The following is a 22917-nucleotide window of genomic DNA, read 5'->3' on the forward strand; positions in this document are numbered from 1 at the left end:
GAATAGCTTTTCACTTTTTATCTTTATCGTTGCTTAATGGTTTACTTGATGTAAAAGGTGGTTGGATTCAATCACCTGAAGGTTTTTTATGGTTTATTTTCTCACCAATGGTTTTTGCCATCGGCGTTCCATGGAGGGAAGCGGTGCAAGCAGGTTTCTTAAATGAATTTGTGCCTATTCATCATTTACACTTATGTAAATATAAGTTTTCAACTATCTATAAACAGTTTAGACCCAGTTTAGACCCAAAGTTTAAGGGAATAATTAGTTAAGATTAAGTCTATAGAAAGTGAGGAGAATTATTTTGCAAATGTCTTATGAAGAGTGCATCAAGGCATGCCAGGAGTGTTTAGAGGCATGTAATAATTGTTTTCAAGCCTGCCTAGGTGAAGATCACGTACAAATGATGGTGGATTGTATTAAGCTAGATCGTGAATGTGCGGATATTTGCAGTTATGCTGTTCAGGCAATGACTCGTAATAGCCCATTCGTCCAGGAGATTTGTGCTCTATGTGCTAAAATTTGTGAGGATTGTGCAGAAGAGTGTGCAAAACACGACCATGAACATTGTAAACGCTGTGCAGAGGCTTGCCGAACATGTGCTGAAGCTTGTCGTCAAATGACTGCATAAACATAGTTATTCAAACCCTTCCGCTTCATGCGGAGGGGTTTTTATATGTATAAGTTTTAATCAGGTCCAATAGGGAAAAGATGAGGAGGAAAGTTCTAGAAGAGAGGATGATTGGTCATGAATAATAGTTTTCCACGTGAAGAAGGAATGGACCACAGTCTGAGTTTGTTAAGAGAAGGATATATGTACATTCCAAATAGAAAGAAAAGTTTCGCTTCCAACATATTTGAAACACGATTATTGGGACAAAGTGCAATTTGTATGAGTGGAGAAAAAGCAGCAGAATTATTTTATGATGAAGAAAAATTTATGAGAAATGGTGTAGCACCGAAACGTTTGCAAAAGACACTGTTTGGCGAAGAAGGGGTACAAACATTAGATGATGAAACACATCGACATCGTAAGTCGATGTTTATGTCATTGATGACAAAGGGCCGCCTTGAAGTATTACATGAGATTACTGAAGTACAATGGCAACTTGCTGCAAAGAAATGGGAGCAAATGGAACAGATCATCTTATATGATGAGGCAAAAGAAATCATGTGTAGAGTAGCATGTGAATGGGGAGGAGTCTCGATTAAAGAAGAGGAATTTAAAGAAAAAGCGGAGCAGCTAGCTGCCTTATTTGAATCTCCAACCGCTCTTGGTCCTCAGCATTGGAAGGGAAGACATGCCCGTAAACAGATAGAACAGTGGTTAGGTGGGTTAGTTAAACAAGTTCGCGATGGAAGTCTTAATCCGCCCGAAGGTACTGCTCTACGTGAAATCTCTTTGCACAAAGACTTAGAAGGTAAATGGTTAGATGAAAAAGTTGCTGCTGTTGAGGTAGCAAACATATTAAGGCCAATTGTGGCAATTGCCATTTATATTAACTTTACTGCATTAGCAATTCACCATTACCCAGAACAAAAAGAAAAACTGGAAACAGCAGGTGCTCAGTATTTTCAAATGTTTGTTCAAGAAGTAAGACGTTTTTATCCGTTCTTTCCGATGGCTGCAGCTAAAGTTAGAAAAGACTTTGTTTGGGAAGGGTATTCATTTAAGGAAGGAACATTGACGTTACTTGACTTGTATGGAACAAATCATGATGCAGAATTGTGGGAAAATCCAGATTTATTTAATCCCTATCGGTTTTCTGGATGGGATAAAAGCCCATTCGATTTTATACCGCAAGGTGGGGGAGATTATATGATGGGGCACCGTTGTGCTGGGGAATTTGTGACTATTGAAATAATGGAAGTATCCCTAAATTATTTAGTTAATCACCTAACTTACCAACTTCCAGAACAAGATTTGAGTTATAGCCTAGTTAGTATGCCTAGTATCCCGAAAAGCGGGATTATCATGAAAAGTGTTCGAGTAAAATGAAGTAATCGCGCTCTATAAAAACGGGCTAACAAACACTCGGTCTTAAACCTAATTTTATATTTTCGAGAATGCTCTGGACATACTTATTTCCATAGTAATCCTCTTAGAAACAGGTAAAAAGATACTTTGTTATAATAAAATCCCGAGTGTTAAATATGCACTCGGGAACCAATGGAAGATTACTGAAAATATTAGCTCAAACCAAATTCATTAATTAGTGATGCTAAGCCGCCTTGGAATCCGCTTCCAATTGCATTGAATTTCCACTCATTATTGTGGCGATATATTTCTCCTACAACAAGTGCTGTTTCAATTGAAAAGTCTTCACCTAGGTCATAGCGAACAATTTCTTCGTTCGTATCTTCATTGACAATTCGTATAAAAGCGTTTGAAACTTGGCCGAAATTTTGTTTGCGTTGGTCTGCATCATGAATAGTTACAGTAAAAACGACTTTTTGCACAATACTAGGAACAAGTGGTAGTTTAACTAGTAGTTGCTCATCGTCCCCGTCCCCGTCCCCAGTACGGTTATCCCCAGTGTGGATAACTGAACCTTCTTCACTTTGGAGGTTATTATAAAAGATAAAGCTTTTTTCGTTAAAGGCTTTACCATTTCCGTCTACGATAAACGCGGAAGCATCTAAGTCGAAATCCTCTCCACCACTATATCTATTCGTATCCCAGCCTAGTCCAACTAAGACATTCGTTAATCCTGGATTCGTTTTCGTTAAATCAATTTTTTGTCCCTTTGAAAGGTTAATAACTGACATTTTGTTTCCCCCTCATCCAATTTTAAAGTTATTTTCTTTGTCCGTTTTCATACTTCTTTTGTAATTCTTCTAGGCGAAGACGACCTTCTTCTCTCATTTTACGATTTTCTTCTTCGATTGCTTTAGTTTCGTTCATCCCACGCATAATAGTATCCCATGTTTGCTCAATTGTTTCGATTTTAATACTAGGCTGCCCGGACATTCTGGCGATATCCACACTTTGCTTGGATATATCATTAGCATTACGAAGTAACATTTCATTTGTTCTACGATCTAGCTCACTCATAGATTGGGCCACTAGATTTTGTCTTTTCGCAGAAATGGCATTAATAAGTCCTGTTTTAAAAATTGGTATAGTTGTTACGAATGCTGAATTTATCTTGCCGATCAACTTCGTATTGCCTCGCTGAAGCATTCTAATCTGTGGTGCCGATTGATAGGAGACCTGTTTAGCCATTTCCAAATCATAAATACGTTGATCTAGAAGTTCAATTGCATTTTGTAAAGAATTTAGTTCCATTAATACTAGCTGATCACCATTTTCAGCTTTTTGCTGTAGGTTAGGCACTAGCTGTCTTAATTGGTTTACTTTTAATTCTCCAGCTACAATATACTTTTCCAATTCCATAAAATAGTTAAAATTTTTGTCGTACAAGTCCTCTAGTGTTACAGTAGATTTTTTCATTTCTGTCTCATACTTCGTTATCTCAACAAATACCTTATCTATTTCGCCGCCCATTGTTTGATACTTGTTGAATAGCTTTTCGATTATTTTCTCGCCTTGTTTAAAGATTTTACCGAAAAGAGAGGGCTTTTGAACAAAATCTTTTTTGTCGAACTTATCCATAATTTTGCCGAGTTGTTTTAAAAGTTCACTAGATTCTTCCATACTACTAGACTTAATCGTGCTTAAAATTTGTCCTGTAAATTTGGAGATTTCATCTGCTGGCTCACGACCGAATTCTAATAGTCCAATCTGATTTTTAGGGTCTATTTTTGCAACAAGCTGTAATACTTGTGGGTCACGTTTCAACTTGGCTTTTAAATCATTACTTTCTTCCATCATTTGTTCTTGTTGTTCAATTTCTAACTTTTGTAATTCCATATTTTTTCCCCCTATTTCTATAGAAACTTCTTGAAAATTTTATGAACTACACTGGGCTCCTTAAAAGGATCGTTAAAACTTCGGTCGTCCATCCAGTGTATATCAAAGGTACCTTCCTGAACCCATTTTTCGATATCAAGATGTCCTTTCGGATTTACGATAATAATATCTAGGCCTAAATGATGCATCATACATAAGGCGTTGGCGTCAGATCTGGAAAGTTCAGGACCTTTCTCCTCATTGTAGATGAATATAGTAGGCACAAATTGAGGATAATCGAATGTTTGTAATAGCCGGATAACAAAATCAGGTAGTACCATGGATTGAGCAAAAGCATATAACTGCAAGTCTTCCGTTGTTTCATTGGACTGTCGATTAAGTATTGGTTCGTTCACATGTTTGGCGATAGTCTCTCCAATGGCGGTTTGCGTGCCAAGTGGAAGTTTGTCGTATGTCCACCAATTGGCAGCTTTCATTTTCTCAGGATCTAACATACCATCTGCTTTTAAAGCATCTCGGTAATGGAAAAGCTGATTGGTTTTTTGTTCCTTCGTGAAAGGGAACTGACGAATAACATGCGTATCGTCTCGTTCTGTTAACGAGTGAACATTATTCCAAAAACGTTTTCTATTTTTGTCTATTCCTAACAGTTTCGCGAAAACTACAGGAATTGTAACTTGTTGGTTACTAACCTGGAAATGGGGACGAATCATTGCTCTTTCTTTAGAGATTAAGAAAGCTTCATCTTCAGTTGTTTTCAAACGGATAGAATTGATGGAATACGATTTAAATTGGAATGGCTTGTAAAGACCCGAATCATCATGATGTAATAGCTCGTTAATCTCTTGAGTTGCTTTAAATGCAACGGTTCCTGCAATTTTCGGCATCTCTTCTGGCAATAGTTTAACATCTTGAGAAACCTTTGGAAAACGATAACTTAGGTCATCCTCAATGGAGAGTAAGGTTTTTGGCCAAGGCTCGTTAGTAGGGTTAAAAATAACCACATGGAATCCAAAGTCAGCTAAATATGTAAGAAACCATTTTTCACTAGGGGTTGCAGTACCATACCAAAGAAAAGCTGGCATCCCCTGTACGAAGTCTATTTCTTTTAGTGCAGGCTCTACATGATTGGATATCCATTTCACAAGATCTGTAGTTATCCGACGATATTCATGATGGAGAGTACCTTCTGTGTAGCTTTTTTGTAACTTTTTCAATAAATCAATTAAAACTGTTTTAATTCGTCTATTTAAACCAGGATCTTTTGAATCTGGTAGTAAAGAATAACCATCCAGAAAGGCGACCATTCGATTGGGGGAGAGTCCTTTTTCTTTTTTGTGCAAGTCAAATAACTGATTTAGGGATCTTAACTTCTCGGCAGAAATTTTTTTGTTAAGTGCACCAGTCAAAATGCTTAGTTTTCCTAAGGAATCATTTACTTGTGTATGCAGAATCGAGAAATATTCATCTTCATCTAGGGACATGCCAATATATTGGCAAACTAGTTGAGGATACGTTAAGTTCTCTCCGTCCACTGTTACTTGCGAAGAGTCTCCTAAAGAATCTTTCAACCATCCTCCTATATTAGATGAATCCCACGACTTCATCCTAATGGGATTTAAATTAACCATGGGCTTTCCCTCCTATTCATACATATTATAACAAATAATCGCTTACCTTTTTTAATATTTCTTCTCCAGCTAATACCCCTGCATGATTTGTTATAGAAACGTGAGAGGGGAGATGTCCGCCTTTATGGATTGCTTCGCCGTGAGAGGGGATAAAGCCATAATCGGCATTTAAAACCATATCGAAGTCGAGCATGGAATCTCCGGCGGCAATTACTGTATTTGCAGCAATTCGCTCTTTTACAAATTGAAGAGCTGTAGATTTGTTTATGCAGGTTGGCATGATATATACTTTTCTCCCCTGGTGGGAAAGAGTGAAACCTTGCTGATAGAAGATTTGCGAAAGATTTTCAAAATCTTCGATTGAAAATGCTTGTTCATCAATAATTAAGTACACAAACCATGATTCTGCTTGCATCACTTTAAGAACAAATTTGTTTTTTGTATAGGTATCGAGTTGGGGTAGTACGTCTTCTATGGAGGTACGATTATGCTGCATTTGAGCAATAACTTTATCTGACCATTTTTTAAGGGGTTTACCGTCCTCTAATATGACTGCTCCGTTGGATACAATTGCATATTTGGGTTTTTCTACTGTATGAAATAATCCAGTAATTCGATTGTATTGTTCAGCTGTTCTAGTTGTTACGGGCAAAAAGGTAATAGAGGGGGAAATATCCTTAAATAGCTGAAGCCCTTTATTGGTCATAAATGCAGTGGCTTTTTCTTCTACCCATTCTACAGCTGTAAAATCTTGTTCGCTAACTTCTTGGCCACGTGAATTTTTACTATATATAAGTGTTCGATCTAAATCACTAGCAAATAGGATTGTCATAGCCGATCCTCCGATTCTATCAGTCCGATGGCAAGGTAAAAAAGCCCAGGTACAATTTCTGTAGGAATATTTTTTTCCTTACATAATAGAAGGATATGACGTAGAGATGGGTGTTTATCATCACTAAGTAATATTTTAAAAGGCTTCCTTCTTAATAACACTCTAGTCGTTTCTCCTACACTTGGCTTTACTTTACTAATATCAGCATTTCTATAGAACTTGTGAGCAATCGCTTCTACTTCTTGCATGCCTCTCCAAGTTCGTTCGTTTTTAATGGGAAACTCTTTGCTAAGTTCTTTAATAGTAAGTTCTTGCTCTTGGAATCGACTGGAGATATTAGCGATGAATTCATTGGATACATCCACTTCTTCCAAGTTAGCGTAATACTTTGCTCCGTGATAATCATCTGTTGCTTGAAAAGCATTATTTAGTACAGTTCGACTAACTAATCCAGAGACTGTTGAGTTCAAACAAGCGTTTGGGATTAGAAAGTCTTCTCTAGTACCGAATAAGGTAGCACATTCGCCAGGGTCTGTTAAAACTGCCAGGTCATCATTTAAGTTAAGGTTATTATAGGTTGCATTTAACTTTTGAATGGACTTTGTTAGCTCATTTTGAATAGCGCCTTTCCCTGTCCAACCATCGACGAATTGTATATGACTTTTTGGGTGAAGCTCTCTAATAGTGCGAACAGCCTGCTCATCTATTCCTCTTCCTCTTAGTATAGATATACTAAAGTGGGGCCACTTAAGTTTCAAATACTTTTCCGCATATCGTTTCATTAAAATCCCGATTGGACTTCCTGCTCTTGCAAGGGAAACAATTACTATGTCATCTGTACCTGCAAATTTTCTAACCCGTCTACTTAAAACCCCTACTAATTGTGCGATATGATCTGCCGAATCATGCAAAGCTTGTTGGTATAGCTCTGTATACTCAGATGTCGGTCGATTTTCAATAGGTAAAGATTCGGAGTAGTGACTACCTCTTTGGAATAATTGTTCTCTAGATTCTACGGAAGACTCAATTTGAACATTTGATAAATCTTTCAGTAAAAAAGTTATATCTTCTGAAGGGTAACTCGATTTAACCAATCCATCTGTATTAAAAACCATTATATTTCACCTCTAACTGGCATAGTGAGAGACAACCATGAAACAGGTGCTAACGTCTCTAAATGGGAGAGAAGAGGGAACCAAGTAACAGGGTTCTGAACTGATTCAGAAATAACAATAATTTGCTCCCAATTTGTTTCCGACAGATTATATAGATATTGATCAATACCATTGGAATCCGGCAAACTAAATTTACACTTATGCTGGATAGGGTATAATTCATCGGTTTTTGCTAAGATTGGGCTTCGTGTCGTAGTTTGTACTTTAGTGTTATTACCAAAGGTGAGTGCAAATCTAAGTGGGAAATAGATGTTTTCCCCAATACCTATAACTAAAGTAGATTTATCCCTGTCTAGATTCGGGAGCTTATTGATAAATCTTTCTATCCAACCATCCATTTCTACATGAAGATCACTTGCTAAACCAAATCTTCCCGTGAAGTTGCAGTAGCTACCATGTTCACTCTGATATTTAGAAGTAATTTCTAAAGCTAATTCTTCATCAGCAAACACAGTATGTGATTGCTGATCGTCTAAAAAGAGGGTTTCTTTTTCTTCAATCATTGCTTCATTGAGCAGTTTAAATTGACCACCCATAAAAGTAATAACATCTGCAGAAATATTATGTGTGTTCATGAGGTGGATAAAATCTTGTTGATGTGCTTCGGTTCTCCAGTCCAAAATAGAGAGGATTTTATACCGTTTACCAGGAAAAGAGACATTTAATGCAACGATTAAATTGGACAGTGTAAGACCAGTCGTTATTTCATCATCTATTAACACAATAGTTTCTGCTTCCTTTAATGTTTGTTCAGGTGCATAAACACTGTGAGATGTTGCATGGGAATGTTCTTCTTCAAAGTAAAAGGAAGGTTCCATATGTAGGATTTCTTCTCTAGTAGTATGGATGTAATGAGCATTTTCAAAGTGATGAAATACTGCATGGCCAAGGCCAGTTGCCGTTTCAGCAAATCCAATGAATACGGTCTTGTTTGGTAATTCAGTTTTATATGCGAGAGAGTCCAAGCTCAGTTGTCGATTTGGAATTTCTGAATTAATCATTTGAATAATTTCATTTACTAATGGATGACCGTCTAAACCTTCATCCTCCATAAGCATAGAAGCTAAAATAGTGCCTGTTCCAAGTGAAATGGCTGGATCCACTGCTAAGTGTTTTCCGAGGAGTCGACTTACGAATAAAAATTGTCGTTTTTTGTTTATTCTCACAGCCATTTGGAAAAGAGATTCCGGAGAGAAATTATATGGATTATCTTTAATGTCGATTTCTAGTTTCAAATCTCCGTGTAAATTATAAGTTTTTAATGTATTGAAGGAAGTCGAGTGATGTAACATGTTCTTTTAACACCCCATAGATTTCTGCTTGGGCAATAATCTTTTTAGCCCAGCTATAGTGAGGTTTTACCTCATTCATTTTGTTTCTAGCAGAACTTCGCAAAACTCCGTTTGTACTGGATTCATTTTCTAAGATTAAACACGCATCTTCAAATAACTCTTTAGGTACTATATATCCGCTATTTACAATATTAACCTGAGAAGGATGAATACAGGTTTTACCGTAAAAACCATTTAAAAGGTCTTGCTGAACCTCAGCCCAGAGAATAGACTCTATACTATTTGGATCATTGAATAGACGAAAAGAATCCTGAGATTCAAAGTATTCATAAACTGGACCAGAAACAACAAAGTTATCCTCTTTGCGATTGAATTTATTAAGTATATCGGTCAAACAGTTTGTAATGAGTAGCAACTCATATATTGTTCTGTTTCCTGGTCGTCGTAGACTGAATAGGCTAGTAAAATCCGTCGCACCAACCCGTATAGTCAGTATAAGTTCCTCGAATTGCTTGAAAACTGTATATAGGTTGGAAAGTTCTTGTTCTCTAGTCTCCGTGTAAATAATTTCTTTTGTTTCTAAAATAGGTAGTGCATATAAATGAATAGAGTGTTGACAGTTTAAATTTTGTAGACATAAAAAAAAGTTTGTTGCATTAGAAGAAGTACACTTTGGAAGGACAATTCCTGTAATAAAGCGAATGGTACTCCCTAATAAAGAAGCTATTTTGTCTAAATGTTGAACGGTTCTTACTCGGATAAATAAGAGAGGAATCTCATGTGTATCTAGTGAGCCATTTTGTACTTTCTGTTCCATTGACTTTAATTCATTTACAACATTTAGTTCTGCGTCTAAAAGCTCTGAATCGGAAACAGCATCTTCTAAACAAATGATCGCGCTAGTTAAGTTCTTTAAATTATTATTCGATAGTTTATAGGTGAAATTGGGCATTGAACCTGGTAAGTATAAAGCTGCTCCCATAGCCATCCCTAATTTTTTTCTCTCCATATTGCTGGAGAAGTCGCTAGGTGGTATATGAAAGAATTGACGTATCTCTTTCTCACTAACCCCTCTGAATTGTCTCATATTTTCCACTCCTAAGAATGAAGAAGGGGAGTTATTAGGTATACCCAAATACCTCGGCATTCTTCAGATACTAAAACCTAAAACAAAAAGCAAGGTAGCATGCCCTTGCTTTTTGAGAGAAGTTATTAATTCAAGCCGAAATCTGAAACTAATGCTCCAAGACCGCCTTGGTATCCACTTCCGATTGCGTTGAATTTCCATTCGTTATTATGGCGATATAACTCACCGACAACAACTGCAGTTTCAATGGAGAAATCTTCCCCAAGATCATAGCGAATTATCTCTTCTTGTGTATCTGCATTTAAAATACGTACATATGAATTACTTACTTGACCAAAGTTTTGACCTCTGTCTTCTGCATCGTGAATAGTGATACTAAAAGCAATTTTATCAACAGATGATGGTACAGTGGATAAGTTTATGTTCACTTGCTCGTCATCGCCATCTCCATCACCTGTACGGTTATCTCCTGTATGAACGACAGAACCATTACCACCAGTCGCATTATTATAGAAGATGAAGTCTGCTTCAGTAGCGCATTTTCCATTACTGCCTAGAAGGAATACGGATGAGTCTAAGTCAAAGTCTTTCCCGCCATCGTATTTATTAGTGTCCCAACCTAATCCAACTGTTACATTTACTAAGCCTGGGTTCGATTTTGTTAAATCTACCTTTTGTCCTTTTGATAAGTTAATACCCATTAATAACCACTCCTTATAAGTATTTGTTTGCTATAGAACCGATATCTAAATCTGCTGTACCTTCGCCAATTGCGGAGAACTTCCATTCTGATCCATGACGATATAGTTCACCAGGGAACAAGGAAGTTTTCCCAGCGTAGCTTTCCGTCAAGTTATAATGTATCAATTCTTCTTTACTCCCGCTATCTACTAAGCGGATGAAGGCATTTTGAATAAGCCCAAAATCTTGTTTTCTTTGTGCTGCTTGATAAATATTAACTACAAACACCAACTTATGTACAGAAGGTGAAATAGCACTTAAGTTTACATTTATTACTTCATCGTCACCATCGCCATCACCAGTACGGTTATCGCCGGAATGGACAACACTGCCATCTTTACTAGTTTTGTTTCCAAAATAGACTAAGTTTTCTTTAGATAATAATTTACCTTTTTCATCTAAAAGTATTACGGAGGCATCGCAATCTATTTCAGCGCCAGCAGCACTGCCGCCACCACCCAATAGTCCACCTAAAAATCCGCTTTTTTTCTTTTCTTTTACAACTGGATCCCAACCTAATCCGACCATAACACCAGATAAGGAAGATCTGCCTTTTGTTAAGTCAATTTTTTGACCTTTAACTAAATTAATACCCATTTCTTTACCTCCATTTTCTAGTCATATAATATATACGACGAAATGCTGTAATAAGTTTCAAAAACCAAAGCTTTTATTAGCAGAGGATAGTGTAATTTTATCAGAATTTTTCACCTTTAGCTATTATGTTGAATGATATACATCTAGTTAATATAAATGGAATGATGCATTCGTAATAAAAGTAGAGGAGAAGCAATATGTTTCTGGCAACATATCGCTTCTCCTCTATTATTATTATTATTATTAGTTCTTATTTAAAAACTCTAGTAAGTCTTGATGATTCTCTGGGGTTACTCCGTGCCCATCAGTATACGTTTTAAAAGTCACATTGGCTCCCGTAGTTTCGAAATACTCCTTACTACCTTGTCCCCATTGTGATGGAATTACGTAATCATAGTCCCCATGAGATATAAATATGGATAAGTGAGTAGTGGTTTGCTTACTATATTCTGTTTTTACAAAATCAGGTATATACCCACTTAATGCGACCACTTTACTGATTTCAGGTCCCATTGTTAGTGCTACTGTTTGAGCAAGGATAGCACCTTGACTAAAGCCTAGTATTGTAATGTCCTTAGGATCTAAGTTGTACTCAACTATTGCTTCTCGAATGAAAGCTTGAAGATGCGTGACAACTTTATCAAATACATCTCTTATAGGCTTCCCTATTTCTTCAATCAGGAAGAATGAATAGCCAGGTTTATGTACGATAGGACCCCGTAAGCTAAAAATATGATGCGTATTTTTAAACTCCTTTACTAGCTGAGGTAAATCTTCTTCATTACTCCCCATACCGTGTAGTAAAAATAAGGCTGGTTGTTTTTGATCAGCATTGTTAGGTGCCGTATGGTTAAATGTAAAAGGAGATTTCATATATTATACTTCCCTTCAATTAGAGTATGTCTATCTTATCATAGGTAGGGGGCGAAGCTTGTGGTGAGAGCTTTAACTGATGTTTTTTGCCGTACATATTTACAAGAATGACACTTGCAATAGCTACGAATCCTCCACCAATAGATAGGGCAGAAGGTAGCTCCTGCAACCAAATCCACGTCACAATAATTGCAACGACTGGCTCCAAATACAATGAATTTGAAACGGCGCTTGCCTCACTATAAGACAGCGCCATGGCCCATGTTAAATAAGCAATTGCAGTTGGGAATATCCCTATATAGACTGCAGAGATATTAGCCTCTAACGTTGCGTGTTGTATTCCCTCGAGAAGTCCAGGTGCAAAGAATAAAAAAGGTATCGTACCTACCCAAGTAAAGTAGGCAGTCAATTCAATGGCAGTATACTTTTTATATAAAGGTTTCTGATAAACAAAAAATATTGCGGTAGAAAAGGCTGCCATAATAACGAGAAATACTCCTGGTGAGATACCTAAAGATCCTCCACCTGTCCCTAAAGCAATCATTAGGATGCCGACAAATCCAAATGCTAATCCAAACCAACCAATTCTGCCGAGTCGTTCTTTTAATACGATGATCGCAATAATAGTTGTGAAGATAGGGGCGGAACCAATTAGCATACCTGCGGTTCCTGCAGATATCGATAGTTGCCCAAATGTAACACATAGATGGTATACACTAATCCCGATCAAGCCGAGAATGACTATTTTAAATAGATCTTCCTTGTGAGGTAATCGAAATTGGACTCCAGGCCACAAGGCAATAATAAAGAATATAATAGAAGCAATCAAAAATCGAACTAATATTAAATGCCCTGCAGTATATCCTCCCTGCAAGCTAGCACTAATTGAGGCGAACGAAGAACCCCAAATAGTTACTGAAAATAATGCCAGTATTAACGCTTTTGTATTCAAATATTTCACCAAACTTCCTAATCGGTTTAAAAAATCTTTAATCCTGCAAACAACTAATCCTACAATAATTTTATCATTCGTACAATAGGTGCTATCAACAAGCGAAAACAAGACCTGAGAATCGGCTAGATTCTCAGGTCTTGTTTCACTTCATATGGTAGTTAATCGCAGCAATTCCTAACGTTTTAGCAGCTACTAACATTGCACGTTCATCAAAATCAAACTTGGGGCTATGATGTGGGAAAACATCTCCTTCCGGCATGGCCCCCGTAAAGAAGAAAGTACCTGGAATTTCTTCTAGGTAATAACCAAAGTCCTCACCGATCATCAATAACTCAGATTCAATCACTTCGCTTACTCCTGGAACAGTTCTAGCGATTTCTGCAACATAGTCTGTTTCTTCTAAATGATTAATTACAGGAGGATAGCCTCTTTCATATAGGAAAGAATAAGAGCAATCCGCTGTATAGCAGTTGCCTTCTAAGACGCGTTTTAATTCATTTTCCATTAAATCTCTAACGTCAGGTTTAAATGTGCGAACGGTACCGGTCATTTTCACCGTATCTGCAATAATATTGAATGCGTTATCAGCGATGAAAGATCCTACAGAAAGCACTGCGGATTCAGTAGGATTTACTCGTCTAGAAACTAATTGCTGTAAGTTTACAACTAACTGTGAGGCAACTACGATAGAATCCTTTGTGTCGTGTGGATTTGCACCATGGCCCCCTTTTCCTTGGATAGTGATTGAAAAACGATCTGCTGCTGCCATAATGGGGCCACTTTTATATTCAATGGTACCGAGAGGCGTTTGAGACCATAAATGGGTGCCAAAAATAACATCTACACCTTCCAAACAACCAGCCTCAATCATTGGTTTAGCACCACCAGGAGCATATTCTTCCGCATGCTGATGGATAAATACATATTCACCTGCTAGTTGATCTTTAAATTCATTTATCGTCCGAGCAAGTATTAGTAACGCAGCGGTATGTCCATCGTGACCACAAGCATGCATGACTCCTGGAACGGTTGATTTATAAGGGACATTTTTTTCGTCTTGGATGGGAAGAGCATCGAAGTCTGCTCGCAATGCAACAGTTTTGCCTGGTAAAGTACCTTTTACTCTTGCAACAACCCCATTGCCGCCCACATTTGCCTGGAAAGGTATTTCTAATTCTGTATAGAATTTTTGTATATATTTTGCTGTTTCGACTTCTTGAAACGAAACTTCCGGATGCATATGTAAATAACGCCGAATACTGACCATTTCATCGTATGATGCCTCAAGCTGTTTAATAATATCCATACTCATTTTTAATAATCTCCCCTTATCTGATTTTTCAATAAACAAAGTATATCAGAGATTTAAGTCATTTTTATGAACTTACGCATATTTCACATTAAATAGACCAAGCTATTTTTATAGCAAATCAAAAGGAGGAAAGAAAAAGTGAATAGATTACTCAAACTAGTATTTATGATGCTTCTCATCGGATTACTGACTGCCTGTGGTAATAATAATGATGAAGCGAAAGACAATGGGACAGATAAAACAACAGAAAACACCGATATGGTAGATGAAGACATGAATGGAACAGATGAAGATACTACAAATGGAGATGTTACGAACGAAACTGAGGGACAAAAAGTAGAGGTAGCGGATGAAGTAGCAGATAAAATTACAGAGTTAGAAGAAGTTGAATCAGCAAGTGTGCTTGTCACAGATAATAATGCATACGTAGCTGTAGAGCTTAAGGAAGGCGTAGATGAGTCAGAGGAGTTAAAAACTAAGATTTCAGATGCAGCAAAAGCAGAAAATGGTGATTTCAATAATGTTTATGTATCTGCAAATCCTGATTTTACTAAGCAATTTAAAGACTATGGCGACAGAATTAGAGCAGATGAGCCAATTGAAGGCTTTTTCGATGAATTTACAGATACGGTAGAAAGAGTATTTCCAGACCAAGCTAAGTAATTTTGAAAGAAAAAAACCGATTTCCATGAGGAATCGGTTTTTTCACGTTCATTATAATGCATTACTTCAATCCAATATTTGCTTTTACATCTACTTCTGCATATTTTCGTTGATCTGCTCGAGCCCCAAAAAGTGTGCCAATCCATCCACCTAAGAATCCGAGAGGAACTGAAACTAAAGCAGGATTGGTGAGTGGGAAAAGAGCTTCCCCGGTAAAGGCCATTGAACCGTCCGCAGCCCATAAGTTAGGGCTTAATGCTACAAGTATAAGAGCGGAAAGGAGACCAGTGATTATAGCGGTCAAAGCACCAGTGGTATTAAAGTTTTTCCAGTAAATTGTATAAATGATTACTGGGAGGTTTGCACTTGCTGCAATACAAAATGCAAGAGAAACTAGGAATGCCACGTTCATGGACTGTGCACCGAGTGCTAGCAGTATAGAGAAAGCAGAAACCCCAACAGAAGCAAGACGCGCAGCGTTCATTTGTTGTTTTTCTGTTGCTTTACCTTTTTTGAAAATTTGTCCATATAAATCGTGTGCAAAAGCGGATGCTCCTGAAAGCACCAAGCCAGCTACAACGGCTAAGATTGTAGCAAATGCAACTGCTGAGACAAACGACATTAGAATATCTCCACCTAAAGCCTGTGCTAATAAAGGAGCAGCCATATTTCCAGCCGGATTAGCTGCTATGATTGCATCAGAACCTACAAATGCAGCAGCACCAAATCCTAAGAAAATAGTTAATACATAGAAGATCCCTACAATCCAAGTAGCGTAAACAACGGAGCTACGAGCCGTTTTTGCATCTTTTACAGTAAAGAAACGCATTAGAATATGTGGTAAACCAGCAGTTCCTAGCACTAATGCAATCATCATAGATATCGTATCTAGTCCGTTTGTATATTTCACACCAGGATGTAAATATGCTTCACCATTAGCGGTTATGGATTTCATTTCTGTAAACATGCCTAGAATATTAAAGTTGAATTTCCACAATACTAGGACGGAAATAAGAACAGTGCCGACCATCAACAAGGCAGCTTTTATGATTTGTACCCAGCTAGTTGCAGCCATTCCACCCCATAGTACATAAATAGTCATCATGACACCGACTAAAAGAACAGCAACCCAATAATCGATTCCTAATAATAATTGAATAAGTGCACCTGCACCTACAAGCTGTGCAATCATATAAAACAAAACAATAGTTAATGTACTTATAGCAGCCGCTGCACGAATTTTCTTTTGATCGAACCTAGCAGTAATCATATCTGCAAGAGTATATTTCCCGAGATTTCGTAGTGGCTCAGCTACAATATATAACACAACCAAGTAAGCTACTAAATAACCAATGCTGTAAAAGAAACCATCAAAACCGAAAAGTGCGATTGCGCCTGCGATACCTAAGAAAGAAGCAGCGGATAAGTAATCTCCAGCAATCGCAATTCCATTTTGCCAGCCAGTTAATCCGCCACCAGCTGTATAAAATTCACTGGCTGAGTTTGTACGCTTGGAGGCTATATATGTAACAAATAAAGTTAGTCCAACTATTGCTACAAAAAATGCCAATCCTATTACATTCATTTATAGTCACCAGCCTTTTCTTTTTCAAAAATAATCTCTGCTTCTTTATCAAAATCATTGGCACGGCGGACATAAACCATGCATAATACCCATGTCATTACAAAGAGTGAAAGAGCATAAATCCAAACCCAAGCGATGTCACCAAATGCATTATTATTTAAAATAGTCGTATAAGAAGTCAAAATGGGAAGCAAAATATAACTCAGTAAGAAAAATATTGTTATTGGTAAAATAAATTTGTTTTTCTTTCTTTTCAGGGATTTGAACTCTGTACTTTCTGCAATCGCAGAATAATTAGGCGGACCCCCTTTTTGGGGTATTGTTTTCTTTTTATCTAGAGGTTTCGTCTTATTTAAAGCAGTTTCGGTCTTAATCGCCATGCACGTTCCTCCTAAATTATATTCAATTTTTAGAATTTTCTATCTAAAAACTGTAAATCTATCATAATAAAGATTAATAGAGTAAGCAATTATTAATTCACAAAATATTCATATTTATGTCATAACTCCTATTGATATTATTTAAAAATAGTATTAGCGAAAGATAGATAAGTCGGATTATGCAATTTCTCAGCTAAAAATGATAACATAGATAAGTTGAATAAATTACGTATTTACTTACGATAAAGAAGGAGGTTTGTTCATGAGCCAATCAGCAACCTTAGTTAAGACATTGCGCTGTAATTTAATGATTACTAATAAAGCGCGCAAAGGAATTCAGGAATGGTCAACTGATGAACATGCCTTTTTTAACATACAGAGTTCTTTTGAAGTACATATTGAAAAGCGCCCAGTAAATAATCATGGAAATACATCACTGTCCATATATTTTGATAATGTAGCAAACAATAAGCTCGCTGAAAAAATGGATAACCGTGTAGTAGTGATGGAGTGTATCCTGCAAAAAGACGGTTTACTTGCAACGGGTCTTTATGTGAGAGGTCCGAAGGTTCCTGTTCGTACTAATCGCCGTCTCCCGGTCAATTTAACATTTGTTACTGCTAAAAATAATGGTGCAGGCATGCCGCTAGCATTGCATACAAAAATTCAAGAACTCCCTGTAGCAGAAGAGCGTTCAGAGTATGTAAAAAAACGAATTTCTAGTTGGGAAGGTTATTTGAAGATTCAAGAGCGTAATGCAGATATTGCGGATATAACTAGTCCATACTCTAAACTTATCTTCAATGCAGATTTTAGTCGTATGAGCTTGCAAGGCTGTACGATGAATGCGAACGAATGGAAAAACTTAAGAGGTCTTAGTGTAACGTTAAAAGGTTTCCAAAATGACGTAGGCGATATATTGAAATCAGATCGAGCAAAACAAACAATTGAAATAGAAATAAAGCCAAAATATAGAGAACTTGCAAGGAAAAATCAATGGAATCCCAAATCGAAAGAGGCAGTTTTTAGTAATTTCGCCTCCCTCAGTCAAATTAGACGTCTACGGAAGGGATTTGAAGATTTACAAAATGGGTTAGCTGCCAATCCAAATCTCGAGAAAATTTTATTCGAAGATCGGCCAACCATTCGTGTGAATGCAAAGCGTAAAGAATTAGAATTCCATAACCAGCTAAACGAATTCCAACAAGAAGCGGTAATTGGTGCGATGTCAGCGGAAGATTTATATGTAATTCAAGGTCCGCCTGGCACTGGAAAAACAACAGTCATCTCTGAAATATGTCAACAAAATGCAAAGGCCGGGTTACGTACTCTTGTAGCGTCTCAATCTAATTTAGCAGTAGACAATGCACTTAGTAGATTACTTTCAAACAAAGAAATTCGTATTCTGCGATTCGGTAGGACAGAAAGTATTGAAGAAGAGGGCAAAAGGTTTATCGAAGAAAACGTGGGGCAGTATTGGAAAGAACAAACTTTATCTGCCTTACAAAAAGAGTTGGATGAACACTCTTTAAGAGAAGGTCAGCTCCTTAAACAAATAGCTGGATGTAAGCTTCAAATTGAGGAACTTAGTAAAGAACAAATTTTATTGAAAAAAGCTATTGAACAAAAAGCAGAAGCAAAAGTGGAGTACGAGTTAGGAATAGAAGAGATTAAAAAGTTAAAAAAAGCATTGGTTTTATTAAAAAAAGATCATGAAGAGCTAGAATCAAGACTATACGAAGTACGAGTAAAGTCGGAAGCTTTAGCGCATGAAGTAAATACTATGGAGCAATTCCTTGTGTCTAATCCGACTAAGCAAGAACTTGTCACCGAAATAGACTCTCTTATGGTAGAGATAAAGGGAATTCAAAATCACCTTGTATATAAGGATACGATAGCGTCCCTGCAACAAACAGAAACAAATGTAGAAACATATAGAGAGAAGTATCAAACCGTACTGACAAAGTTAAATCATCTTGAAACGTTAAAGACTGATATAGATTCTATCAAGAAGATAGATCAGCTGAAAAGTACAATGAAAGAGTATGGAATAGAACTATCATCGCAACTACAGCAACAGATGGCTGAATTAGATGAGCTAATAGACAAAATTAAAGCATTCAATGATTGGCAAGATTTAAACTCTCGCTTACACGCTGCTATAGATTATGTAGAAAAGTTACTTCTCAAGTATAAATTCCCTGTTGAAAATGTAAAAAACAACATGGGAAGAAGCGGTATTTTGTTTGATACTGAATATACGGTAAAAGAAATTCATCAGTTTATGAATCGGATGAAGCACATTATGACGGGTGATGATGAACTAACAACCGAAAAGTTAGCTATATTACTGGAAGGATTATATGTAAGAGAAAAATTTGTGATAAAGCAGAAATCAATGATTCAGTTAGTAAAAAATAGTTCCATTACTAAGTTTCAAACGATTAAGTCACAAGTGCTCAGTGATAGCAATAGAGAGTTTATATCACTTCAACATCTTCAAACTGATATAGCTAATAAAACCATAAATGAAAAGAAACAACTAGAGTTTCTTCAAAAGACAGTGAATGAGCTAAAGACGGAGATCGATACAACCAATCTACTCTTGATACACTCGGATTTAAGGGGCAGGAAATCGGAAATCGAAGTCTCTCTTGCCAAATTGAAGAAAACGGAAGAAACGGTTATAAGTTATATGGAACAACTGGAAATGAAAAAGAATCATTTTCAACAGCTAACCAAGGAACTAGAGGGAAAACAAGCTATTCTCCAAGACAACGATCAAAAAATTAAACAAGTGAATGCAGATGGTTTAGAGCAAGAGCGCAAACTAAAAGCTTTAGATGAAATTATACTTCAAAACCCTGAACATGCATTCGATAAAGTAGGGGAAACGATAAAAGAGACTAAAGAAGAAATAGTAAAGCTTCAACTAGAGAAGGATCGCCTTCCAATTACGCAAACAGTGCAAAAAGACTGGCACTCACTATTAAAGGATGCGAATGACCACGATTTAGATGAAATTCGTAAGTTATATGTTCGTCATGCCAATGTTATTGGAACAACATGTGTTGCATCTGCGCGTAAAGAATTTATGGAAAACTACCCTGTTTTTGATGTAGTTATAATAGATGAAGTTTCTAAAGCAACTCCACCTGAATTGCTTTTACCAATGTTAAAAGGCAAGAAAGTTATTCTAGTTGGTGATCATCATCAGCTACCACCTCTTGTTGGAGAGGATACTCTAGATGAAACACTACAGGCTATACTAGAAGAAAGTGAAAATCTAGAGGAAAAAGATGAGTTAAAAAAACTTTTAAAGGAATCATTATTTGAACGGTTATTCAAAAATTTACCTAAGACGAGTAAAACTATGCTAGCAATCCAGTATAGAATGCATGAAAGTATAATGCAGACAATCACTCCGTTTTATGAGGAAGAGAATTATCGACTCCAATGTGGGTTGGTTGATTCAGATTCTGCCCGAGACCACCTACTTGAATCGCGCTACGTGAATAGAAAAGACCATCTGTTATGGATAGATATGCCCAACCAAAAACCGTATTTTGAAGAGCGTATGAAGGATGGGAAAAGTCGTTTTAACCAAGCGGAGTTAGATACTATTCGTGACGTACTAATAGATTTAAATGAGGCTACGGCAATTGCTAAAAAAGAAGGAAGAATGAATCCTGATGAACGTAAAAGTATTGGGGTCATTAGTTTTTACGGAGAGCAGGTCAAGCGAATTGATCGACTTATACAACAGCAGGTTAACTTAACTCATTTGACCTTCCGAACTGGAACTGTAGATAAGTTTCAAGGGATGGAGATGGATGTCATCTTACTAAGTATGGTAAGGAACAATCAAGAAAAGAGTGGAGACATTGGATTTGCTAATGACTACCGTCGCTTAAATGTGGCATTATCAAGAGCAAGAGAGCTGCTTGTTTTAGTAGGAAGCTCCGATATGTTCACTAAACGAGCAAAACAAAAAACTTCTAGAGAAATGTATGGTCGCTTGCTTCAAATTGTAAAAGATAAGAACGGATGGACTAACTTTCAAGGTGCCAGAAAGAAATAATGTTTAGGTTATAGGAGTATATTAAAATGATTGAACTAGAAAAACGCCTCAAAAAAGAGTTACTACAAAATGTTCAAGCTAAAGTAGTTTCATCCACAGCGTGGACGATTCCACTTCATACAATTGAAGTGGAATATAAACCTGTAAAACGTATAAAAATGGATGTTCTAATGAAAATGATGTTGATAACATGTCAAAAAGCAAAAGTAACAAGTGCTATGCAAATTAGTGAGTTACTACTTGTGGAGCAGTTATTTATGGAAGATTTGATCAACATTATGAAGAGAACTCAATTAATAGAAATAAAAAATCAAGTTTATACGTTAACTGAAAAAGGGTTTAAACAACTCAACGATGGAATATTTGAAGAAGAACTAGACGCCCAAAGCCAGAATTTACTTTATAGCCCAAGTCACTCTACTTTTTTACAGGGAGAAATAAAACCGGCATTGGACGGCGAAGAAACGTTGAATCTTTTTCGATATGCCTCGGAGGAAAAAGTAAGATTTAAATGGGAAGAAGACGTACTAGTTGATGCACTTCAAGCAAATGGAATGGAAAAAGTGGATGGAGATCTTCAAACAGTTGTATCTGAAATTGTATCCAATACGGAACTATATGTAGATGATGTTCCTTGTTTTGAATTTATTTTATACAATACATCAGAGGATCTTCTATACGCGCGAGTCTGGAATACATTTCTTGACCAATGGGATGAAACACTCGAAAATGAGTTGAACGAAAAAGAACGAGTTATTTGGCGAGAGAAATTTTTAAATGTGGGTACGTGATTATTTTTATGTGAGAGAGATTCAATGCTATACAAGAGAGAAATTAGCACGAACAAGAGGCATTTATTCCTATACGAGAGGGACACATTCTATACGAGAGAAATTTAATCCTATACGAGAGCAACAGGAAAAGCCTGATTAGCGAACCAATGCTAATCGGGCTTTCTGTAATCATTTCTGGGTATTATAATACTCTTTAATCGGTATAAAAAGTCCGACTTTACCATACTCATCATGATCTAGTGTAGCAAATACAACGCCAATTACTTTCCCTTTGTCATCCAATACAGGGCTGCCACTATTTCCTCTATACACTGGAGCTTCCATCATCATTACAGGGACTTCCCAATCACTTAACTGATAAAAATCGATTACTGTTCCTTCATTCGCAATACCTGTAAATTTAAGTGGATTGCCGATAAAGGTAATAGGATCACCAAATGAGTAAGATGGTTTTTCTGCAAGCTCTAAATAAGGGAGGTCTTTTTCATCTACTTGTAGAATTGCGAGATCTATAGACGGATAGGTTTGTATAACATCTGCTTTAAAACGTCCCGCTTCTGGAAACCCGACTATTACGGTTTTATTGTCATCGACTACATGATAATTGGTGAGAATTTGTCCTTCCTTTGAAATAGAGAATCCAGTTCCCTTGCTATCATCCGTTAAAACAACAACAACGGCTTCCTTATATCGTGCAATATCTTCCTGTGCTGATAACTTAGCGGAAGTTTTGATAAATTCAATGGCTGGAATGGAATAGATCTGAAAAATGATTGCAAATGTATTGATGAATAAGACAACAGCCATTGTCCATAATATCCATTTTGGAAAAGGTCGCTTCGGTTTTGGTCTTGTTTTTTGTAACGCTTCTTTTTCTAATGCTTCTCTTTGTGCTTCTAGAACTAGTATCTGTAATTCTTCATCACTAATGTCTTCGAATTCTTTCTCTATTGATTCCTTGTCCACATCATCACATCCTCTGTAGCTCTTTTTACATTATACCAAATCATTTCCATTGAAATTTGATCGAGAAGAGTATATTATA

General features: G+C 36.8%; 20 protein-coding genes. 5 read left to right on the forward strand and 15 right to left on the reverse strand.

From position 1 onward, the window contains the following. Window positions 1-310 precede the first annotated feature (310 nt). Both MKX53_RS01860 and MKX53_RS01865 read left to right on the forward strand, forming a co-directional pair. Complete coding sequence (locus tag MKX53_RS01860) at window positions 311-631, forward strand: four-helix bundle copper-binding protein (protein ID WP_411747325.1); 321 nt, start codon at window positions 311-313, stop codon at window positions 629-631. 117 nt (window positions 632-748) lie between these two features. Next, on the forward strand, window positions 749-1999 hold the full coding sequence (locus MKX53_RS01865) for a cytochrome P450 (protein ID WP_340908642.1): 1251 nt from the start codon (window positions 749-751) through the stop codon (window positions 1997-1999). A gap of 191 nt (window positions 2000-2190) precedes the next feature. Here MKX53_RS01865 and MKX53_RS01870 read toward each other — a convergent pair whose 3' ends face one another. The 12 genes from MKX53_RS01870 to MKX53_RS01925 form a co-directional block, all read right to left on the reverse strand. Next, window positions 2191-2769 carry a TerD family protein gene (locus tag MKX53_RS01870; RefSeq protein ID WP_093536187.1) on the reverse strand — a complete coding sequence of 193 codons (579 nt, stop codon included), beginning with the start codon at window positions 2767-2769 and terminating at the stop codon, window positions 2191-2193. 28 nt (window positions 2770-2797) lie between these two features. Continuing rightward, window positions 2798-3874 (reverse strand): toxic anion resistance protein, encoded by a 1077-nt coding sequence (locus MKX53_RS01875; protein ID WP_093536185.1) that lies wholly within the window; start codon window positions 3872-3874, stop codon window positions 2798-2800. 17 nt (window positions 3875-3891) lie between these two features. Continuing rightward, window positions 3892-5505, reverse strand: a complete 1614-nt coding sequence (locus tag MKX53_RS01880; protein ID WP_340908643.1) for a YceG family protein — start codon at window positions 5503-5505, stop codon at window positions 3892-3894. Window positions 5506-5530: 25 nt separating this feature from the next. Further along, window positions 5531-6337 (reverse strand): HAD family hydrolase, encoded by an 807-nt coding sequence (locus tag MKX53_RS01885; RefSeq protein WP_340908644.1) that lies wholly within the window; start codon window positions 6335-6337, stop codon window positions 5531-5533. Beyond that, entirely contained in the window at window positions 6334-7452 is a 1119-nt protein-coding gene (locus tag MKX53_RS01890; RefSeq protein ID WP_340908646.1) for a cysteine protease StiP family protein, read from the reverse strand. Before MKX53_RS01890 ends, MKX53_RS01885 begins: the two co-directional genes overlap by 4 nt. After that, a complete protein-coding gene (locus MKX53_RS01895) occupies window positions 7452-8804 on the reverse strand; it encodes a phosphoribosyltransferase domain-containing protein (RefSeq protein WP_340908649.1) in 1353 nt (450 codons plus the stop codon). The genes MKX53_RS01890 and MKX53_RS01895 overlap by 1 nt, the downstream gene beginning before the upstream one ends. Beyond that, complete coding sequence (locus MKX53_RS01900; RefSeq protein WP_340908651.1) at window positions 8761-9891, reverse strand: HpcH/HpaI aldolase/citrate lyase family protein; 1131 nt, start codon at window positions 9889-9891, stop codon at window positions 8761-8763. Before MKX53_RS01900 ends, MKX53_RS01895 begins: the two co-directional genes overlap by 44 nt. Before the next feature lie 125 nt (window positions 9892-10016). Further along, on the reverse strand, window positions 10017-10592 hold the full coding sequence (locus MKX53_RS01905) for a TerD family protein (RefSeq protein ID WP_093536175.1): 576 nt from the start codon (window positions 10590-10592) through the stop codon (window positions 10017-10019). Window positions 10593-10605: 13 nt separating this feature from the next. Further along, window positions 10606-11229, reverse strand: a complete 624-nt coding sequence (locus MKX53_RS01910; protein WP_340908653.1) for a TerD family protein — start codon at window positions 11227-11229, stop codon at window positions 10606-10608. A 243-nt stretch (window positions 11230-11472) separates the two neighbouring features. Next, window positions 11473-12102, reverse strand: a complete 630-nt coding sequence (locus tag MKX53_RS01915; protein ID WP_340908655.1) for an alpha/beta hydrolase — start codon at window positions 12100-12102, stop codon at window positions 11473-11475. Window positions 12103-12121: 19 nt separating this feature from the next. Further along, complete coding sequence (locus tag MKX53_RS01920) at window positions 12122-13063, reverse strand: DMT family transporter (protein ID WP_340908656.1); 942 nt, start codon at window positions 13061-13063, stop codon at window positions 12122-12124. A gap of 136 nt (window positions 13064-13199) precedes the next feature. Further along, window positions 13200-14369, reverse strand: coding sequence for a M20 family metallopeptidase (locus MKX53_RS01925; RefSeq protein WP_340908657.1), 1170 nt, complete (start codon window positions 14367-14369; stop codon window positions 13200-13202). Window positions 14370-14507: 138 nt separating this feature from the next. On the opposite strand from MKX53_RS01925, the gene MKX53_RS01930 reads away from it, so the two are divergent. Continuing rightward, window positions 14508-15032, forward strand: a complete 525-nt coding sequence (locus MKX53_RS01930; protein WP_340908658.1) for a YhcN/YlaJ family sporulation lipoprotein — start codon at window positions 14508-14510, stop codon at window positions 15030-15032. Window positions 15033-15093: 61 nt separating this feature from the next. On the opposite strand, the gene MKX53_RS01935 is transcribed toward MKX53_RS01930, so the two are convergent. Further along, entirely contained in the window at window positions 15094-16617 is a 1524-nt protein-coding gene (locus tag MKX53_RS01935; RefSeq protein ID WP_340908661.1) for a solute symporter family protein, read from the reverse strand. Further along, the gene (locus MKX53_RS01940; RefSeq protein WP_340908663.1) at window positions 16614-16997 is read right to left on the reverse strand and encodes a DUF485 domain-containing protein; all 384 of its coding nucleotides are present in this window, start codon (window positions 16995-16997) and stop codon (window positions 16614-16616) included. Before MKX53_RS01940 ends, MKX53_RS01935 begins: the two co-directional genes overlap by 4 nt. 262 nt (window positions 16998-17259) lie before the next feature. On the opposite strand from MKX53_RS01940, the gene MKX53_RS01945 reads away from it, so the two are divergent. Together MKX53_RS01945 and MKX53_RS01950 are read left to right on the forward strand one after the other, a co-directional pair. Then, window positions 17260-21078: a DEAD/DEAH box helicase gene (locus tag MKX53_RS01945; RefSeq protein ID WP_340908665.1), complete on the forward strand. Its 3819-nt coding sequence runs from the start codon at window positions 17260-17262 to the stop codon at window positions 21076-21078. Window positions 21079-21104: 26 nt separating this feature from the next. Next, window positions 21105-21869: a hypothetical protein gene (locus MKX53_RS01950; RefSeq protein ID WP_340908667.1), complete on the forward strand. Its 765-nt coding sequence runs from the start codon at window positions 21105-21107 to the stop codon at window positions 21867-21869. A gap of 171 nt (window positions 21870-22040) precedes the next feature. On the opposite strand, the gene MKX53_RS01955 is transcribed toward MKX53_RS01950, so the two are convergent. Beyond that, the gene (locus tag MKX53_RS01955; RefSeq protein WP_340908668.1) at window positions 22041-22838 is read right to left on the reverse strand and encodes a S1C family serine protease; all 798 of its coding nucleotides are present in this window, start codon (window positions 22836-22838) and stop codon (window positions 22041-22043) included. Between the last annotated feature and the right edge of the window lie 79 nt (window positions 22839-22917).

The sequence above is a fragment of the Psychrobacillus sp. FSL K6-4615 genome (genome assembly GCF_038008225.1).
GTDB classification, from domain to species: domain Bacteria; phylum Bacillota; class Bacilli; order Bacillales_A; family Planococcaceae; genus Psychrobacillus; species Psychrobacillus psychrotolerans.

Excerpts from the sequence above, each read along its gene's own strand:
- MKX53_RS01860 (WP_411747325.1), top strand. The coding sequence starts at position 311 with ATGTCTTATGAAGAGTGCATCAAGGCATGCCAGGAGTGTTTAGAGGCA.
- MKX53_RS01865 (WP_340908642.1), top strand. The coding sequence starts at position 749 with ATGAATAATAGTTTTCCACGTGAAGAAGGAATGGACCACAGTCTGAGT.
- MKX53_RS01870 (WP_093536187.1), bottom strand. The coding sequence starts at position 2,769 with ATGTCAGTTATTAACCTTTCAAAGGGACAAAAAATTGATTTAACGAAA.
- MKX53_RS01875 (WP_093536185.1), bottom strand. The coding sequence starts at position 3,874 with ATGGAATTACAAAAGTTAGAAATTGAACAACAAGAACAAATGATGGAA.
- MKX53_RS01880 (WP_340908643.1), bottom strand. The coding sequence starts at position 5,505 with ATGGTTAATTTAAATCCCATTAGGATGAAGTCGTGGGATTCATCTAAT.
- MKX53_RS01885 (WP_340908644.1), bottom strand. The coding sequence starts at position 6,337 with ATGACAATCCTATTTGCTAGTGATTTAGATCGAACACTTATATATAGT.
- MKX53_RS01890 (WP_340908646.1), bottom strand. The coding sequence starts at position 7,452 with ATGGTTTTTAATACAGATGGATTGGTTAAATCGAGTTACCCTTCAGAA.
- MKX53_RS01895 (WP_340908649.1), bottom strand. The coding sequence starts at position 8,804 with ATGTTACATCACTCGACTTCCTTCAATACATTAAAAACTTATAATTTA.
- MKX53_RS01900 (WP_340908651.1), bottom strand. The coding sequence starts at position 9,891 with ATGAGACAATTCAGAGGGGTTAGTGAGAAAGAGATACGTCAATTCTTT.
- MKX53_RS01905 (WP_093536175.1), bottom strand. The coding sequence starts at position 10,592 with ATGGGTATTAACTTATCAAAAGGACAAAAGGTAGATTTAACAAAATCG.
- MKX53_RS01910 (WP_340908653.1), bottom strand. The coding sequence starts at position 11,229 with ATGGGTATTAATTTAGTTAAAGGTCAAAAAATTGACTTAACAAAAGGC.
- MKX53_RS01915 (WP_340908655.1), bottom strand. The coding sequence starts at position 12,102 with ATGAAATCTCCTTTTACATTTAACCATACGGCACCTAACAATGCTGAT.
- MKX53_RS01925 (WP_340908657.1), bottom strand. The coding sequence starts at position 14,369 with ATGAGTATGGATATTATTAAACAGCTTGAGGCATCATACGATGAAATG.
- MKX53_RS01935 (WP_340908661.1), bottom strand. The coding sequence starts at position 16,617 with ATGAATGTAATAGGATTGGCATTTTTTGTAGCAATAGTTGGACTAACT.
- MKX53_RS01940 (WP_340908663.1), bottom strand. The coding sequence starts at position 16,997 with ATGGCGATTAAGACCGAAACTGCTTTAAATAAGACGAAACCTCTAGAT.
- MKX53_RS01945 (WP_340908665.1), top strand. The coding sequence starts at position 17,260 with ATGAGCCAATCAGCAACCTTAGTTAAGACATTGCGCTGTAATTTAATG.
- MKX53_RS01950 (WP_340908667.1), top strand. The coding sequence starts at position 21,105 with ATGATTGAACTAGAAAAACGCCTCAAAAAAGAGTTACTACAAAATGTT.